This window comes from Pelagicoccus sp. SDUM812005, assembly GCF_031127875.1.
In the GTDB taxonomy this organism is placed as follows: Bacteria; Verrucomicrobiota; Verrucomicrobiia; order Opitutales; family Opitutaceae; genus Pelagicoccus.
Window position 1 is genome coordinate 73,632 of the sequence record NZ_JARXIA010000007.1, and the last position, 18,464, is coordinate 92,095.

Annotated in this window: 9 protein-coding genes; 7 read left to right on the top strand and 2 right to left on the bottom strand. The window is 57.3% G+C overall.

Annotated elements, in window-relative coordinates:
• Positions 1 to 12: 12 nt before the first annotated feature.
• The 5 genes from QEH57_RS10135 (at position 13) to QEH57_RS10155 (ending at position 12,777) form a co-directional block, all read left to right on the top strand.
• On the top strand, positions 13 to 651 hold the full coding sequence (locus QEH57_RS10135) for a GDSL-type esterase/lipase family protein (protein WP_309006618.1): 639 nt from the start codon (positions 13 to 15) through the stop codon (positions 649 to 651).
• Positions 648 to 2,174, top strand: coding sequence for an SLC13 family permease (locus QEH57_RS10140; protein WP_309006619.1), 1,527 nt, complete (start codon positions 648 to 650; stop codon positions 2,172 to 2,174). Before QEH57_RS10135 ends, QEH57_RS10140 begins: the two co-directional genes overlap by 4 nt.
• A gap of 374 nt (positions 2,175 to 2,548) precedes the next feature.
• Positions 2,549 to 6,391, top strand: coding sequence for a TonB-dependent receptor plug domain-containing protein (locus tag QEH57_RS10145; protein ID WP_309006620.1), 3,843 nt, complete (start codon positions 2,549 to 2,551; stop codon positions 6,389 to 6,391).
• Between the two features lie 228 nt (positions 6,392 to 6,619).
• On the top strand, positions 6,620 to 9,826 hold the full coding sequence (locus tag QEH57_RS10150; RefSeq protein WP_309006621.1) for an RICIN domain-containing protein: 3,207 nt from the start codon (positions 6,620 to 6,622) through the stop codon (positions 9,824 to 9,826).
• 131 nt (positions 9,827 to 9,957) lie between these two features.
• The gene (locus QEH57_RS10155; RefSeq protein ID WP_309006622.1) at positions 9,958 to 12,777 is read left to right on the top strand and encodes a TIM-barrel domain-containing protein; all 2,820 of its coding nucleotides are present in this window, start codon (positions 9,958 to 9,960) and stop codon (positions 12,775 to 12,777) included.
• 20 nt (positions 12,778 to 12,797) lie between these two features.
• Here the strand turns inward: QEH57_RS10155 and QEH57_RS10160 are convergent, their stop codons facing one another.
• Entirely contained in the window at positions 12,798 to 13,439 is a 642-nt protein-coding gene (locus QEH57_RS10160; RefSeq protein WP_309006623.1) for a response regulator transcription factor, read from the bottom strand.
• A gap of 47 nt (positions 13,440 to 13,486) precedes the next feature.
• On the bottom strand, positions 13,487 to 15,619 hold the full coding sequence (locus tag QEH57_RS10165) for a sensor histidine kinase (protein ID WP_309006624.1): 2,133 nt from the start codon (positions 15,617 to 15,619) through the stop codon (positions 13,487 to 13,489).
• Between the two features lie 214 nt (positions 15,620 to 15,833).
• Between QEH57_RS10165 and QEH57_RS10170 the strand changes: the two genes are divergently transcribed.
• Positions 15,834 to 16,508, top strand: coding sequence for a response regulator transcription factor (locus tag QEH57_RS10170; protein ID WP_309006625.1), 675 nt, complete (start codon positions 15,834 to 15,836; stop codon positions 16,506 to 16,508).
• 148 nt (positions 16,509 to 16,656) lie between these two features.
• Complete coding sequence (locus QEH57_RS10175; protein WP_309006626.1) at positions 16,657 to 18,444, top strand: NPCBM/NEW2 domain-containing protein; 1,788 nt, start codon at positions 16,657 to 16,659, stop codon at positions 18,442 to 18,444.
• Positions 18,445 to 18,464 lie beyond the last annotated feature (20 nt).

Here is an 18,464-nt window from a genome sequence, read left to right on the forward strand (position 1 = left end):
GCGCGAAGCGCGATGGCCCAAGAGGATCCCGATCCTTTGCGCTACGCCGACGAGATCGCTCGTTTCGAGGCGGAGCGAGCGGAGGGCGTCCATGCGGAAGGGGCGATCGTCTGCGTGGGCAGTTCGTCGATGCGCATGTGGCACAAGCGTATGGCGGAGGACCTCAGTCCGCTGACGGTGATTCCGCGCGGTTTTGGCGGCAGCCACTACAGCGACGTTAACTATTTCTTCGACGAGTTGGTAGGGGCGTACCGGCCGCGAGCGGTCTTGGTCTACGAAGGGGACAACGACGTGACGCATGGGAAGTCGCCGGAGCGAGTGTTCGCGGATTTCATGGAGTTTCGCGAGAAGGTGGCGGCTCTGGATCCGGAGATACGGGTTTACGTGATCGGGGTGAAGCCCAGCACCACGCGCTGGCACCTGAAGGAAGAGATTCTGGCTACGAACCGGCTGATCGAGCAGGCCTGCGAGGCGGACGAGCGCTTGAGCTACATCGATGTATCCAAATTTCTATTGAACGAGGAAGGGGCACCGCGACCGGAGATCTTCGTTGAGGATGGGGTTCACTTGAACACGATCGGATACAACCTGTGGGCAGCGGCCGTGGGCCTGGTCCTCGTGCCTGCTGAATCTGAATACGAGCTCAAATGAGCGCGGAACACTCTCGTATCCAGGAGTCGCTGGAAGAACCGTCGCATTATGGTTTGCGGCAGTGGTCGGGCTGGGTGGTCGGGCCGGGACTGCTGCTGGTTACCTTGCTCTTCGATCCACCTGCGGGCTTGTCGGTGGAAGGCTGGCGTACCGCTGGGGCGGCCGCCTTGATGGCGACCTGGTGGATTAGCGAGTCGGTGCCGATTCCGGTTACGGCTTTGCTTCCGCTGGCCCTTTTTCCCTTGCTGGGATTGGGCAAGATTAAGGAGGTGGCGGCGCCCTATGCGAACCCCTTGGTTTTCCTCTTCCTAGGGGGCTTCCTCATCGCTTTGGCGATGCAGCGGTGGAACTTGCACCGTCGCGTGGCGGTGGGCTTGATTGGAGCTTTGGGAACGCGACCGAACCGGATCGTAGCGGGCTTTTTGCTGTCGGGCGCTTTGCTTAGCATGTGGGTGAGCAATACGGCGACCGCCCTGATGATGCTGCCGATCGCTACCTCGGTGGTGGCCTTGGCATCCGAGAGCTCGGGGCGTTCGGGCCCGGGTAAGCACTTCGGTCCGGCCCTCATGTTGGCAGTCGCCTACGGCGCCACTACCGGAGGCATGGCAACATTGATCGGCACGCCGCCGAACGCGCTGTTGGCTGGTTACTTGAATCGAGTTTATGGATACGAGATCGGTTTCGGTCAATGGATGATGGTGGGGCTGCCGGTGACCTTGCTTGCCCTGCCGGTGGTGTACCTGACCTTGACTCGAATCGTCTTCAAGCTGGGGCGCCAGCCGCTGCAAGGCATGGAGCAGCTTTTGATGGAGGAAAAAGGGCGCCTGGGCCGCTTCTCCAAGGGGGAGCGCTGGGTGGCGACCGTGTTCGCCGCTACGGCCCTCTGCTGGATCTTCCGCCCTTTGCTCGCGGATTTCGTGCCGATGATATCGGATACGACGATCGCGATTGCGGGAGCGGTGATCCTTTTCATGATCCCGGTGAACCTCGGTCGCGGCCAGTTCGTGATGGACTGGGGATCGACCAAGGGGCTTCCTTGGGACGTGCTCCTGCTTTTCGGGGGCGGCTTGAGCCTGGCGGGAATGATCCAAGCCCATGGGCTTTCCAGCTACTTGGGAACCTTGTGCGAAGGCCTGGGCGGCTGGCCGGTCTTTTTGGTATTGGGAGTGATTTGTTTCGGAATCCTCATGCTGACGGAGCTGACCAGCAATACCGCTACGGCGGCCACCTTTCTGCCGATCGTGGGAGCGGTTGCGGTTAGCTTGGGCCAAAACCCGCTGCTTTTCCTCATCCCCACGGCTCTGGCGGCCAACTGTTCCTACATGATGCCGGTAGGGACTCCGCCGAATGCCATCGTATTCGGTAGCGGGGTTCTGCAGCTGCCGCAGATGGCCAAGGCGGGACTCTTGCTCAACGTCTTGCTGGTGCCGGTGGTCCTGCTGCTGGTGTGGCTCCTTGGCTCCTGGGTCTTCGACATCGAGCTCGGCGAGCTGCCGGCTTGGGCCGGGAAAAGCGTCGAGTGAGGGGCGGCTGCGCGAGGCGGCTGAGGATCGGTTGCCCGCGCTTCGCGACCTTGCGATTTCCTTGCTGATATCTGCAGGTAGCGACTCGACTGGGGCGAGCGCTTAGGGGGCTCTTTTCCGAGGGAAGCGGGCGTGGTCCCGGTTTTCCCCCGATTGGGGGATTGAGAGTTGGGGCGAGGACTGCTAGTCTTATGGCAGATGCTCGGAGCTATCCGAGGTTTTCCCCACAGCTATCCTGCGATCCCCTGTCCGCTTCCCCGAAGTCGCCAAGACACGTTTCGGCCCATCTCATTACGAGCGGGACGTTTGGCATCGGTGTGTTGCTTGGGAACGCGTTCCACCCCAACAAAAACAAACCAAACTCACAAACTAAGATGAGTAGATTCAAACATCCCGCTAAACGTAGAACCTGCCAGGTACCGACTTATCTCGCCTGCGTCGGAGTTCTATCTGTTGTCCCCTCGGCTCTCTATTCCCAGGGCTCCCCTGCTGACGGTTCCGAAGAGGATGATCCGATCTTCGAGCTGTCGCCTTTCGAGGTGAAGGGCGATGAGGACGTTGGCTATATGGCGACTTCTTCCCTGGCCGGTTCTCGCTTGAACACGGAGCTGCGCGACATCGCGGCGGCGGTGCAAGCGATCACTCCGGAGTTCATGAAGGACATTGGAGCGACTGACCTGCAAAAGCTTCTCGTTTATACTACGAACACGGAAGTTGCTGGTATCGAAGGCAATTTCTATGGCGGGGACACATGGGACAAGGGGCATGCTCGCGATATGCTGGTCGAACCCCACCGCACGACTCGTATCCGTGGCTTGAATAGCGCGGACATCACCCGCGACTTTTTTCCGACTGATATTCCGATCGATTGGTACAGTCTCAACCGCGTTGACATCAGCCGTGGACCAAACTCGATCCTGTTTGGACTGGGAAGTCCAGCCGGTCTGATCAACAACACGCTCAAGACGCCGCTCATGTCCCAGGACGAGCGTTCGGTTGAGCTTCGTTTCGATAGCTATGGCTCGATTCGCGGGGTAGTCGACCTGAACAAGACGATTATCGAAGACGAGCTTTCCGTTCGCGTGGTCGCTTTGAACGACGAGGCGAAGTTCCGCCAAAGGGGAACCTTTAACAACGATCGCCGTATCTACGCCGCGTTGCGCTGGCAGCCAAGTTTCGGGGATGGCATCTTTACCCAGTTCGACGCCAACGGCGAGTGGGGACAGATCAATGCGAACCGTCCGATGGCGGCTCCGCCAGCCGACTTCCTGACGAACTGGTACGGAGCGACCGATCGCAACTTGGTTACCAACGACGAGTATTGGACCGATCCGGGCGACGCGGAAGGGCTTTCCGGCTTCGGCGCCCATGAGGCGATCTACGGCGCCCAGTCTATCGGAGGCCAAGTTTGGGACGACCATCCCGTTTCCTTCTTTGCGGATCCGACAAGCGGCGCGATTGGCCTAGCCGGTGGTCCCGATGCCATGGTTCTGCGCGGTTGGAACAATGTGAATGGCGGCGGCTGGGGTAGCTACGTGGGCTTGACCAATCCCAATTGGGAGTTGGGCAATGGCAACCACGAGAAGAACCAGGCGGCCTACTACGCTGGCAACCCTGCGGTCACCGCGATCATTGACGACTACGAGTCCTTGACCGGGCAGAACTTCCGTGGCTTCGGACAGGGTATGTGGCCGACGCAGATGATCATCGACGGTCCGATCGCGGAGTTGGCGAGGGAGAGCAACCTGGTCGGTCCCAACAAGTCTGAGTTCAACGACTTCGAGACTTTCAATTTGGTGGCGACTCAAACTTATCTCGACGGCCGCGTTGGATGGAATTTCGCCTACAACGACCAGTCATACCGTTCTGGATACACGAACGCGATGGAAGGGCTCTGGGGCGGTAACATTATTTCCGTAGACATCAACGAGTCGCTTCGTGGTGGCGAGGGTAACAATCCGAATGTGGGTCGACTCTTCACCATAGGCGAAGGCCGTGGCGGCATCTACGAAAAGCGCCGCGAGAACTGGCGGGCAACCGTGTTCGGCGAAGTCGCTGCCGACGATTTCTTCGATTCAGACAGCGTGCTCTCCACGGTTTTGGGCAAGCACACCTTTACCGGAGTCGCGTCGTCCCAGAAATACGACTACTTCGACCGCAGTTTCGCCATGTACCGCTGGGACGAGCAATTCAGCGAAGAGCAGGCATGGTCTCGTCCAGGCTATGCGACCTGGCGTGGTATCCACTATCTCAGCGACAGCATTCTCGGCACTACTTCTATGGACCAGATTACTGGCTTGGAAGGCGTCTCGACCGTGCAAGATCCAGCTCTCAACCAGTCCGTGCTGGCCTTCGGATTCAACGACGAAGGCGGCCGCGAATGGGCTCAAAGCGATTTTGGCCTCCTGAACTACCAGACCGACTTGGATAAGCTCTACGACGGCGCCAGCGAAGGCTACGACGTCACGGATTCCAAGGTGTTCGTCTGGCAGGGCGATCTACTCAACGGCGCCTTGGTACCGATCTTCGGATGGCGCGAAGACGAGTACGAAGCGCGTCGCAAGCCTTCTCCCACACGTATCGAAGAAGATGGCGTGATGGTAGAGTACGGAAGGGACGCGGTCTATAACAACGTGCTGCCGTACAGCGACAACTGGGTCTACAACGACGAACGTAGCACGCCGATCCTTGCCAAGGCCCAGCGCCGCAGCTGGAGCGTTGCCTTGCACGGCGAGGAGCTGCTCGATCTGTTCGGCCGCGAGCTGCCTAAGGGCATGGGGCTGACGCTGCTGTACAACGACTCGAGCAGCTTCCGGCCCTCCGAAGTGGCGACCGACGTTTACGCTCGCCAGGAGGCGAACCCATCGGGCAACACCAAGGACGTAAGCGTTCTCGTTTCGGCCATGGACAACAAGTTCTCGCTCCGCGTAACCAAGTATAAGACCACTCAGGAAAACACGACCTTCGTGGGCGACGCCCCGGCCTTCAACCGGAACAAAGCGATCTTGGGACGTGCCATGGACGGAATGATGTGGGAGATCGGCCCGCACTGGGGCGGATTGCCTGAGACGGATGAAGCAGCGGCGAATCGTTGGCAACCGACACCGGAGTGGGTCGTCAACAATTGGATGTTTGGCGAGGGCAACTACGACGCTTCGATTGCAAACACTCCGCTGCCTGCCGATTGGAGGGACAATCCTGACATCATGAGCCAGCCGCTTCGCATTCGTTCGTCGGCGCTGCCGGACTCTCCGAATTACGTCGCCCAGGGCGATATGAATCCTGACCTCACGCTACCGTACGTCGCTCCTCCTCTTACGGCGGAGGAAGTCGCGTATCGCTCCGAGTGGTACCGCGCTCGTTCCGACGCGGAGTGGTCGCGTCCGGTAGACCCGACCTTCTGGGATGCTATGAACTTCGAGCGCATCGAAGCTGCATGGGGAGGCTTCTGGGAGCTTACCGCTTGGCAGGTGCCCAGCACTTCTCGCAACTTGAACAATCTCGTGTCGGAAGGAATTGAATACGAATTGACTGCGAACCCAGTGGAGAACTGGCGCTTGACCTTCAACGCGTCCAAGGCCGAAGCCGTTCGCTCGAACGTTCTCAGCTCGTGGGACGAGTATATCGCGAACAGCATGGATATGTGGTTCGACGGTGGATACGAACTCTACGACGAGCCCGGCATGGACTACTGGTCTATCCAAGGATTCTACGACATTCCGGAAACTCCGGGTAACCAGTTGGGTACCGGTGGAAGATTGGGTACGAGCTACGGATCTGAGATCCTGGCCAAGTACTACCAAGCCAAGGCCACCGAAAGCCAGATGGTCAACGAGCTCAGAGAGTGGCACTTCAACTTGATTTCGAATTACAGCTTCAAGGACGGAAAGTTCAAGGGCTTGGGCATCGGCGGCGCCTATCGCTGGATGGACGAGTCGAACCTTGGTTACTACCCGAAGTATGACGCGGAGGCGAATGCCTGGGTGAACGACCTATCCAAGCCGATCAAAGGCTCTAGCGAAGATTACTTCGACGCGTGGGTTTCGTATGAAACGAATATCGGCGGCGACAAGACCTGGTCTATTCAGCTGAACGTGTACGACCTTTTCGCTGACGACGAGTTGATCCCAGTTCGCGCTAATCCAGACGGAACGATCGCTCAGGTTCGTATACCCGGCGAAACGCGTTGGTCGATCAGCAACACGATTCGATTCTAAGCCTGCTGCAGGCTTTGTGTAGCGGGACATCTTGGGGGGTGTCCCGCTTTTTTGCGGGCTGAGTATCTGCGGCTGCGCCTAGGGCGCGTCGCTAGAGCGTTTTTCGTTTAGTTAGTCGTACTGTGTGATGAGGGAAACGCGGCGTGCCCGGCGGTCCCGCCCTACCTTATGCGAATGATCAAATGAAAAATGCGCTAGCCCGCCTGTACCCGAAATCATACTACGACTATGAGTCTAATCCAATTCTCTACCGTTTCAGGACGCTCCGTTTTTTCATCGGCTAAGGCCATGGGCGTTTGCCGCTCCGCGCTTGTTGCCGCTCTGCTGTCGCTTGTTCCGGCAAGCTCGGGCGAGGAATTTGTATTTTTCGACCTGAGCGATGAGGGGGTCGAAAAGTCCATCCCGATTTGGGGACTTGATACCGCTTGGCTTTCGGAGAGCAACGTACGCCGCGGCGTCGAGTTTATGGGGAAGGATCAGGTAGACGTGATTCGCTTTTCCTTCACCGGCGACCGGCCTTTGATCGACGGGGATCTCGAGACCACGCGACAGGCGGAATTTGATGAGCGTATGAGGATCGTAGATACGTATGCTAAGCCCGATGCGGGGCTCTATTTCAATAGCGATACCATCGGCATCGATCCCTACTTTATGGATGGGTCTAGCGGACCGCGCCCCGACCGATGGGCTGAGCTGATCGACATCACGCGGCAAAAGGCGGAGGAGGCAGGGAGAACGGTATTGTCGGTGGCTCCTTTCAACGAGCCAGACCTTCTCTCCAATGGACAGGGCAGCGTTTCGCGCTTGAGGGAGATACTTGCCCTTTTGCGAGAAGATCCGAAATACAAGGATAGCTTCGCGAATATCCGTCTAGCTGGTGGCAGCACGCTCAATAACGATGAAGCGATGGATTGGTACGATCCGTTGAAGGATTTGCTCGACGAAGGCAATACTCACCAGCTCGCAGGTACCTTCGATACCTATGCATCGTTTTTTGAATACGTTAAGTCGAATGGTGATATTGGAATAAACGACGAATTGCACAACGTGATGGAGGCGATGGTCGGCGCCGAGTACGGCATGGAAGCAGGCATCTGGTGGGGGAGCGCCGAATACGCCAGAGGGGAATTTGTGAAGGCCAGCGATGGGCGCCGCCTCGGTTATGCGGAAAATCGTCCGAACTGGACCGCTGCTTCCGTCTACCGGGCGCCTAGCGGCAAGGTGCAGGCGTTCGTGGGAGAGTCGGAAAGAGAGGCCCGCCCGACTTCTTTCGTTTTCGTTTCCAAGGATCGGGATGTCTTCTACGATGGAGTCGGTCCACAGCGTCGGTTTAAAGTGAATACAACGGGCGGAAGCGGTTACCGGACGGCAGCCCATAAAAATGCGGAGCGGGTGGTTAACGTTACTTGGGGGGAAGACATACAGCCGGTGATCGACGGGCGTTATACCTTGGTGAATCGAGCGACGGGCAAGGTGCTGGAAGTCGAGGGAGGGAGTTCCCAGAACGGAGCCAATCTCCAGCAAGCAAGTCCTAGCTACAGCGATCACCAGTCCTGGATGGTTTCTCGCGTTCCCTTTACGATCGGTGGAGACTGGAGCTATTTCTCCATCAAACCCTTTCACAATTCGGAAAAGACGGGTGACGTTTGGAACTGGAATCTAGACGCCGGCGCGGACGTCCGTCTCTATGACTATGCGGGGGGGACCAACCAACAATGGGTTCTCGAGTACGTAGAGGATGGATACTTCTATATCCGCAGCCGCTTCAGCGGCAAGTATCTGGAAGTGGCGAATGGTTCCGTGGACGACGGAGCCAACGCGCAGCTGGGCGAGGGGCCTGGCGGTTTTCTGCAGCAGTGGCGATTCCTTCCTGCGGGGGCCTTGGTCGAGTTCGATCCGCCTGAAGCTCCGACGGGTTTGAGCGCTCGGGCGAATGCACTTTCGGTGAGCCTTGCCTGGGACGAAAATTCCGACGCTGATTTCGATAGTTATAGCATTTACCGCTCGATCGAGTCGGAGGGACCGTACGAATTGATCGCTCGAGGCATATCAAGCAATGCCTTCGTGGATGGCTCTGCCAACGAGGGGAGTTCCTTCTTCTACCGGGTCAAGGCGGTCGACCGCTCGCTCAATCATTCCGACTATTCGGAGGAAGTATCTGCTTCACCCAGTAGGGGGCGAGCCTTGGTTTTGTCGCTTGGCTTCGAGCAATCTATGGGAGACAGCTCCGGCAATGCGAACGACGCGGAAACAGGCTATACGCCAGCCTTCCTAGATGGACGCGGAGGAGGGAAGTCGCTGTATTTCAATGGGGCGACCCAGTTTGCGAATCTCCCTGCAGAGGTGTCCAACTTTGAGGGCTTGAGCATTTCCTGTTGGGTCTACTGGAGCGGTGGCTCGGACGGGCAGCGCCTCTTCGAGTTTGGGGAAAATTCGGAATCCCGTTTCTATTTGAGTCCGAAAGTTGAAGGAAGCGGGCTTCGATTTGCAATGATAAGTGGCGGCGCGGAAAAACAGCTGAATGGGGCGACTCTGGAGTCCAACCGTTGGACGCACCTTTCGGTAACCTTAGGCGCGGGCGTTGCCCGATTGTACGTCGATGGGGTATTGCAGGACGAGAGCGACGGGTTTGCTTCGCCCTCGGATCTTGGATCGATTTTGAACGTTATAGGAAAAAGCCATTTCGATTCCTTTTCATTCTACCGGGGACGAATCGACGATTTCCGAATCCACAATTTTGCTCTCGCTACGCATGAAGTGGTGGCTGAGGCGGGGCTATCGATCCCTGCCGCGCCCATGTCCGTGGCGGGAGCGTTTAGCGGGGATGAGGTTTACCTGACCTGGCAGGACGTGCCGGGGGCCAAGAGCTACACGGTGAAGCGTTCTGAGACGAGCGATGGTCCTTTTGTTGCAATCGGGACGGAAGTATTGAAAAATGGATACTTGGACGAGCATGCCTCTGGAAGCGATCGCTTCTATTATCTGGTGACTGCGGTGAATGAGATGGGAGAGAGCCTCGCATCTTCGGCTCATTCAGTGAGCTTGCTGTCTCCTGGTGAGGAATGGCGACGGGAGCACTTCGGGACAGTGGAAAACGAGGGTGACGCTGCGGACGGAGAGGATCCGGACCGTGATGGCATCGTCAACATTCTGGAGCGAGCTTACGGCGGCGATCCGCGGGTGGCGGATCGGTCAATCGCTCCTTATCTCGATCGCTCAACTTCTCCTCTGGCTATGGTCTATCGACGCGACTCGAGAGCGGTAGATTTGGAATTTCGAGTCCTAGAATCTTCGGATCTTTCGCCTCTTTGGGTTGAGGCGGAAGGGAGCACGGAGGTTTTGGGCGAGGAGGGTGCGATTCGATGGATACGATTCCAGCGTACGCAGGGATCGGACGAGAATTTGTTTCTGCGCCTTGAGGTAAAGAAAGATTAAGGGCTCGAACGGCTTTGAATTGATATTTGGGTATGAATATAAAATCTATTTATTCAATAATTTGCGCAGGTTTATTAGGAGCTTGCCCAGTTGTTAGCGCGGATCATTCAGGACTGGATGATAAGGGCCATATGCAGGCTCTCTTGCGAACCGACGAGGACGGTTTCGTTTTTGAGCGCTTGGAGAGCGGGATCCAGTTCGTTCTGGATGGGATCACTAAGAACGTGATTTTCTACGATCCGAAAGTGGTGCGCGTGAACGCGAACCTTGGCGAGAGTCACTGGAAGCATCCGAGTATCGTAGTGGTAGAGAAGCCCAAGCCAGTCTCTTTCGATTTGGAAGAGCTTGAGCGGTCCCTGGTTTTGACCGGCGAGTTTTTGCGAGTCGAGATCAGCAAGCAGACGGGGGCGGTAACCTTTAGAGATCGTAGCGGAAGGATCTACACGCAGGAACATCAGGAAAGTCCTCAACGCGTAAGGCGGTTTGAATACGAAGGCGCTCCCACCTACGAAGCCGAGAACACCTTTACCTTAAAGGAGGGAGAGGCGATATATGGATTCGGCTATCTAGGAACTAACGAGACTCAGAGAAGGGGCAAGGAGTTGCTTTTGGTGCAGACCAATATTGGCATCGTGATTCCTGTCATGATGTCCTCCGAAAGCTACGGGGTTCTTTGGGATACCTACTCGGTCATGAAGTTCAAGGACGATGAGGCGGGAGCCCGGCTCTGGGCCGAGAGCGCTCCTGGCGGCGTGGATTATTACTTCATGGCGGGAGAAGATTTGGATGATGTTGTAGCAGGATACCGTTGGTTGACGGGAGCGGCGCCGATGTATCCGAAACAAGCTTTTGGTCTTTTCATGAGCAAGGAGCGTTACCCGACTCAAGAACGTATTGTCGAAGTGGCGAAGGAATTCCGCGAACAGGAATTTCCGCTGGATTACATCGTGCAGGATTGGCAGTACTGGGGCTCCGCTAACGATGGAAGCTGGAGCGGAATGATTTGGGATAGCGAACGATTTCCTGATCCGGAAGGGATGACGAAAACGATCCACGATCTGAATATGAAACTCATGATTTCGATCTGGCCTTCGATCGGAAACGATACGCCTTTGGCCAAGGAACTGGACCGATACGGGCTGCGTCACGGGCCGCTTCATTGGATTTCGAAGAAGGCTCACATATATGACGCCTTCAGCGAAAAGGGCCGGGAGATCTACTTCAAGCATGTGAAAGAAGGGCTGCTCGATAAGGGGGTGGATGCCCTTTGGATGGATGGGACCGAAGTCGAATTGACTACCGCCTGCTGGGACCCTTATCAGGTGGCTCGCGATATCAAGCAGATTGGCCAGAACGCCTTGGGCGACACCTCTCGCTATCTCAATCCGTATTCTCTGATGACGACTATGGGAACCTACGAAGGTCAACGGGCCACTAGCGATAAGCGGGTCTTTACCTTGACTCGGTCTGGTTGGGCAGGGGCTCAGCGTACCGCTGCTGCGTCTTGGTCAGGCGATATTTACGCAAGTTGGGAGACCTTGAAAAGTCAGATTGCGGACGGAGTGAACGTTACGGTAACGGGAAATCCATATTGGACCCAGGATATAGGTGGCTTCTTTGTGCGGGACTATCCCGGCGGCGAGACCAATCCAGCTTATCGTGAACTTTTTGCCCGTTGGTTTCAGTTTGGTGTATTCAATCCTTTGATGCGCGTGCATGGGACCAGCGTAGAGCGTGAGCCCTATATTTTTAAGGATATGGATCCTCAAGTGTACGATTCCCTTTTGGATGCGGTCCACCTGCGCTATCGTCTCCTGCCCTATATCTACAGCTTGAGCTGGAAGGTGACCGACGAGAGCTATACTTTGATGCGACCACTGGTGATGGATTTTGCCGCCGACAGGAACGTTTTCGATATCGATAATTCCTTTATGTTCGGTTCGTCGTTTTTGGTTAATCCAGTGACGCGTCCGATGTATCGGGAATTGAACCCGCCTCCGGGGACCGTGCCTTCGACTGCCCTGCGGACTCCTGACGGGAAACCCGGATTGGCGGGACAGTACTTTGCGGGGGAAAACTTCGAGGAGCCGAAAGGCAAGGTCGTGGACCTTACCTTGGACCACGATTGGCCAGGCCCTCCTTTGGCAGGCCCTCCAGGAGGACTCGATGGCTTCTATAACTTCTCGGGTCGATGGGAAGGGGTGCTGGTGGCTCCTGAAGATGGCGAGTACGAAGTAGGTTTGGAAGGAGACGACGGTTTTCGACTCTACTTCGATGGTGAGCTGGTGGTGGAGGACTGGAACTATGCTGCTAAACGTTACAAAGGGAAAAAGGTAAGCTTGAAGAAGGGGCAAGAGCTTCCGATCGAAATCGAGTATTACCAAGGTGGATACGAACGCTATCTCCGCCTTGCCTGGCGTACTCCGAGCGAGATTCGCGAGATCGAAGCGAAAAAGGGGGAGCGAAACCTTACCGTGGAGACTTATCTACCCGAGGGCTCGCAGTGGTATGACTTTTGGACGAACGAAACCTTCGATGGCGGGCAAAGCGTGACGAAGGAAGCTCCGATGGATGTTATTCCGCTCTATGTCCGCGCGGGTTCGATTGTGCCGATGGGGCCGGTCGTGCAGTATGCGACGGAACGGCCTGACGCGCCGTACGAGATACGAATCTACCCGGGAGCCGACGCTGAGTTCACCCTCTACGAGGACGATAACGAGACTTACGATTACGAGGAGGGCGAATATGCGACGTATGATCTCGTTTGGGATGACTCGAATCGGATTTTAACGTTGGAAGCCCGCGAAGGCTCGTATCCGGAGATGAACAAGAAGCGTAAGCTAAAGGTTTTGCTAATGGCTTCGGGCGAAAAGGCGGGGCTGCACGCGAAAGCGAAGCGAAGCAAGTCGGTCACCTATACCGGGAAGCGACTCCAAGTAGCGTTCGATTGATTTGATAGCCCGGCTCTAGTCTAGTCCAAGTGTACGATACCGTGCCGGATGGCGGCGATGGCTGCCTCGGTGCGGTCGCGTACGCGAAGTTTGGCGAAGAGAGTCTTGAGGTGAGACTTCACGGTCTCCTCTGAGATGGAGAGGCTGGAGGCGATCTCCTTGTTGCTGCGGCCCTTGATGAGCGCTTCGAGGACATCGCGCTCCCGCTCGGTGATTTGATCGCGTTGCGAGCGCAGCTCGAGGCGTTTGGCGACGCTTTGGGGGAGGGAGGTGTCGCCTTCGTTTACGAGCTTGACGGTTTCGGCTATGTCTTCAATGGGCATGTCCTTAAGCAGGTAGGAGGCGGCACCGGACTGCAGGGCTCGGTGGATGTCTTCGTCCCAGTCGTAGGTTGAGAGGACTATGATTTTCGCTTCGGGGAATTTTTTGCGGATGGCGAGAATGGCCTCGGCCCCGCCCATTTCGGGCATGCGCAGGTCCATGAGTGTGACGTCGGGGAGGGTGTCCTCGAACACCTCGATGGCTTCCTCGCCATCGGAGGCTTCGGCGATCACCGTCATGCCCGGCTGCTGGTTGATCAGGGCGACCAATCCCATGCGCATGGAAGGATGGTCGTCGGCGATCATGACGCGAATGGGAGCGTTTGATTCTTCGTGGCTCATCTTTGTTTCTGTCGTTTAAAGGTGGATACGTTTGAAGTTCGCGAGGGTTAGTCGCTCACTTCGACGCGGATTCGGGTTCCTTTTCCGGGCGTACTTTGTATGTCGACCTCGCCGTCGAGCAGCTCCACGCGCTCGCGAATTCCCACGAGGCCGAAGCTCTTCTTTGAGTCTTGGCAGGTTTTTTCTTGGTCGAAGCCTTGGCCGTCGTCTTGTACGACGAGTTCGATTCGCCTGTTGTGGTAGGAGATATGGATTTCTATCTTTTGGGGCTTCGCGTGCTTGATGGCGTTGGTAACGGCTTCTTGGCCGACGCGCAGGAGGTTGTTTTCTACTACGGGAGGGAGGCGTCTCCTGTTTCCGGATACGCTTACGCTGGCTTCGATGTCGCTGTCTTCTACGAGCTGGAGGGCGATGCGTTCGAGCGCTCCGCCAAGGTCGTGCTTTTCCAGTACCTGCGAGCGCATGTTCCAGATGGAGTCGCGGGCGTCGGTGAGCGCGGTACGGGCTAGCTTGTGGGCGGTTTGGATGTGCTTTTGGGCGTCTTCCTTGAGGTCGCGAACGTCGGGTCGTACCAGTTCGAGGTGGACGGAGATGGCTCCGATGTTTTGGGCGAGGGTGTCGTGGATTTCGCGGGCGACGCGGTTGCGTTCGGTGAGGATCGCGGAAAATTCGGATTCCGCCATGGCCCGTTGCTGCTTTTGCTCGCGGAGTCTACGGCGTGAGAAGAGTACGATGAGGGCGATGGTGGCGATGGCGAGGAGCAGGACGCCGGCGAGACCGTAGGCGATGCGCTGGGGGGTCCACCAAGGGGCGGGCGTGAGAATGGTAAGGTCGCTGGGGGAGCGCAGGAGAAGGTGCAGGGATTCGGACCACCAGAGTCCGTTGAGGGGGATGGTTTCCCCTTCGCCCACGGTGGCGATTCCGGATACGGATACGGTGCTGCCTGGGCGCCAGTCCGGGAGTGAGTCCAGCTCGGCGTGGCTTATGAGGGAGGCGCGCACGGTAGTGCCCAGTCCTTGGAGGGTAAGCTCGATGCTTTCGGGGTAGCGTTGGACTTCGAGAAGGGTGGCGGTGAGGCGGATGAGGTCCGAGTCGTGGCGAGTGATCATGTTAAGCTCTGAGAGCTCTACGGGAGCAGGTCGGGGGGCGTTTCCTCGTTTTTTGAAGGTGGCGTCTTGCAGGACGGGGCTGTAGGTGCCTGGTGTTGGAAAACCCAATACGCTGACGATGTCGCCCGGTACAAGGGCTTCGTCTTGCGAGCTTTGGATGCGGAGGCTTTGCTTGTCGTCGCGTATCCAGAGGGCTTTGCCGGGGCGTTGATGGGTCACCACGCCCTTGACGTGGACGCGGTGTCCGGGGTTGCCGCCAGAGGGGTCGAACGTGAAAAGGCTGGAGACGGGGCGGGGCGGGGTATCGAAGCTCTTGTAGACGGGGGGCTGGATGATGTCGGGCACGATTCCCATGGGGGTGTGCAGGATGGGGCGCACGAACTGGCGGTTGCCGTTGTGCAGGTAGAAGCAGTGGCCGACGACTCGAATCTTGGCGTCGAGGTATTTGCTGGGGTCCAAGAGTTCCTGCATTTCGATCACGAGCTCCAGGTTGCCGGAGACGAGCTTGAGCTTGGTGTATAGGTTTTCGCCGTCGGGAGTGAGCGCTTCCGGCGGCTTTTGCAGGATATTGGGGAGGATTTCCACGCGTCGGACGATGCCTTCGAGCTCGACCCATTTGGCGTCCATTTGCCCGAAGTAGAGCTCGGCCAGAGTGGTGGGTATGGGATCGGGGACGCTTGCCTTTCCGATCAAGCGCACGGAGGTGGCGGTGACGCAGGGAGCGTAGTCGCCGGCGTTCGTGTAGCCGATGACTTCTACCCGGTCGCCTCGCTTGAAGTCTACGTCGACGGAGGTGGAGGAGGTGAAGATGAAGATGCCGTCCGTTTCGTCCTGCATGGAAAAGGAGTGGGTCTCCTGGGCCATGTAGCAACCTCTGAGGCGGATCGGATGTTGCTTGGCCGCCTCCTCTGGGGAGAGGGCTCTGATCTCAGCGGCGGTGGTGAAGAGTGGCTCGGGGGCGGGCGTTTGGGCCTGGGTGGGCTGGCATGGTAGTATGAGGACCGCTGCGAGGGCTAGGAGAAGAGAGAGCGGGGGCAGTGGGTAGGTGTAGCGAGTGTTTAGGTAAGGCACGAAGGTAGCGGTTGGGAGAGGGCGAAGGGGAGTACCGTTGCGGGAACGATGGGTTGAGACGCTATTGAAATCGGCTGGCGGGGCAAGTCGGGGCCTCGGCAATCGTATAGATTCTAGCCCAATTCCCCCATTTGGGTGAGGGTCAAGGGCGGAACCCTGTGCTAGTCTTCGGCGTGGCTTCGCAGAGGCGTCGCTCGAAGAATGCAGAGAAAGAATGAAAAGCGAAGCAGACAGCGTAGCTCAGGTGCGGAATGTTGCCCAAGCGCCCGTACCTATCAAAGTTTTGGTGGTGGACGACCATCCTTCTATGCGCATGGGAATCATCGCCTTGATCGACAGTCAGTCGGACATGGAGGTGATCGCTGAGGCTTCGGACGGCGAGGAGGCGATCGAGGTTTACGACGACGTATTGCCGGATGTAGTGCTGATGGACCTACGCATGCATCAGATGGGCGGAGCGGAGGCTATTCTTTCGATTTGCCGCAAGCATCCTGATGCGAAGGTGATCGTGCTTTCCACTTACGATTGGGACGAGGATATCCATCGGGCGATTCAGTCCGGAGCGAAGTCTTACTTGCTCAAGGACATGGCGGTGGAGGAAATCGCTGGCACGGTCCGCAGCGTGCATGCTGGCGAGGAGGTTTTGCCTCGGCAAGTAGCGGAGCGCCTGGCGGAGCGAGCACAGCGGCAGCCGCTCACGGAGCGCGAGCGGGATGTCTTGGAATCGCTGATCAAAGGCCGTAGCAACAAGGAGATCGCCTTTGGGCTTTGCATTTCCGAGGAGACGGTGAAATCGCACCTTAAGACTTTGTTCAGCAAACTGAAGGTGAGGGATCGGACCGAAGCGGCGATTGCGGCGATCCGCTATGGGATCGTGCATATTGATTGAGCGATGGCGCCAATGCACTCGATTGGGTGATAGACGAGAGCTGGCGTCGTCTGTAGAATCATGAGTGTATCTGAACGATCGTGAGGATTGGACGCGTTTTGCGCGAAGCCGTCTCGATCGTTTTAGCCCCGAATCAAGCCCTTTATCTATGAGACTTTACCCTCTTCTCGCTTTGATGGCCGCAGCCACTGCGCCGTTTCTTGCCGCTAGCTCGAAACCGGAACACTGGGAGCTGGCCCCGACTCCGCCCATGGGGTGGAACAGCTGGGATATCTTTGGCACTTCTGTAACGGAATCCCAAATACGAGAACAGGCCGACGCAATGGCGGAACACTTGCTACCCTTCGGCTACGATGTGCTGACGGTGGACATTCAGTGGTACGAACCGAATGCCAAAGGTCATTATTATAACCCAGGGGCGGAGCTTTCCATGGACGCTTTCAGCCGGCTGACGCCGGCGGAGAACCGATTCCCATCTGCTGCGGGAGGAAAAGGCTTCAAGCCTCTTGCGGACTACGTGCGCTCCAAGGGCTTGCGTTTCGGTATCCATATTATGCGGGGGATCCCGCGGCAGGCGGTGGAGAGGGATACGCCCTTGCTGGGAACCGCGGCAACGGCGGGGGAAGTTGGAATCGTTGACTCCGTTTGTCCTTGGAATCCGGATATGTATGGAGTGGACGCTACGACCGAAGCGGGACAGGCTTACTACGATTCGATCTTCCAGCTGTACGCGGAGTGGGGAGTCGACTACGTGAAGGTCGACGATATTTCGCGGCCGTATGATGCGGTGCAGCGGGCGGAGATCGAAGCCATCCGAGCTGCGATAGATAAGTGCGGTCGGCCTATGGTGTTGAGCTTGTCGCCTGGATCCACGCCGGTGGAGGCGGGCGAGCATGTGTCGCAGCACGCGAACCTTTGGCGGATCACGGACGACTTCTGGGATCGTTGGGGATTGTTGAAGGCGATGTTCGAACGTTGCCACGCTTGGACTCCCTATCGCAGGCCAGGGGCGTGGCCGGATGCGGATATGTTGCCGATCGGGATCGTCGAGTTCGACCGTCCTACGCAGTTTACGGAGGACGAGATTTATACCCTGATGACTTTGTGGAGCATCGCTCGCTCGCCTTTGATCTTCGGTGGCGACATGACGCGGTTGGATGCGTTCACGAAACGGATGTTGACGCATCCGCCGATGTTGGAGGTTAACCAGAACAGCGAGAACAATCGGCAGGTATCCAGAATTCGGAACCACATCGTTTGGATGGCGGATGTACCGGGCAGCGAGGACAAGTACGTGGCTTTGTTCAATGCCCAGAGCGCGGGCGAACGGCTGACCTTCTCTGAGGCTGACTATGCCAGTCCGGTCATTGCGGGAAAGGGGCAGTCCCAGGAGATTTCTCTGGATATAGGGGCGGCCAAGCGACTGGTTCTTTTCGTGACGGATGGCGGGGACGGATTTGATTGGGACCATGCGGTTTGGGTGGATCCTACCTTGCACGGTCCAGGGGGATCCCTGAAGTTGACGGAGTTGGATTGGGCCTACGCCGATGCGGGCTGGGGAGCTCCTCGGGTGAACTTGAGCTGCGCGGGCGAGCCGCTGGTTCTAGATGGCAAGCGAGTGGAGGGGATCGGAACCCATTCCGAATCGAAGATCGTCTACGAATTGCCGGAGGGCTACGAGCGCTTCACGGCGAAGGGCGTCGTAACGGAGAAGGGCTCGGTCATGTTTGGAGTATTGGCGGAGGAGTCGCTAGTTTCCTTGGAAATCGATACTGAGGTTAGCGTGAGCTTTGCGGAGCTAGGCTTGCCGGAAAGGGCTCAGGTTCGAGACCTTTGGGCTGAAGAAGATTTGGGCATTTTTCAAAACGAGTTTACGAGGGAGATCGCTCCGCATGGGGCTGGGCTTTATCGGATAACGCCCTTGTCGGAAAGATAAGGTATGACTGTACCCATATT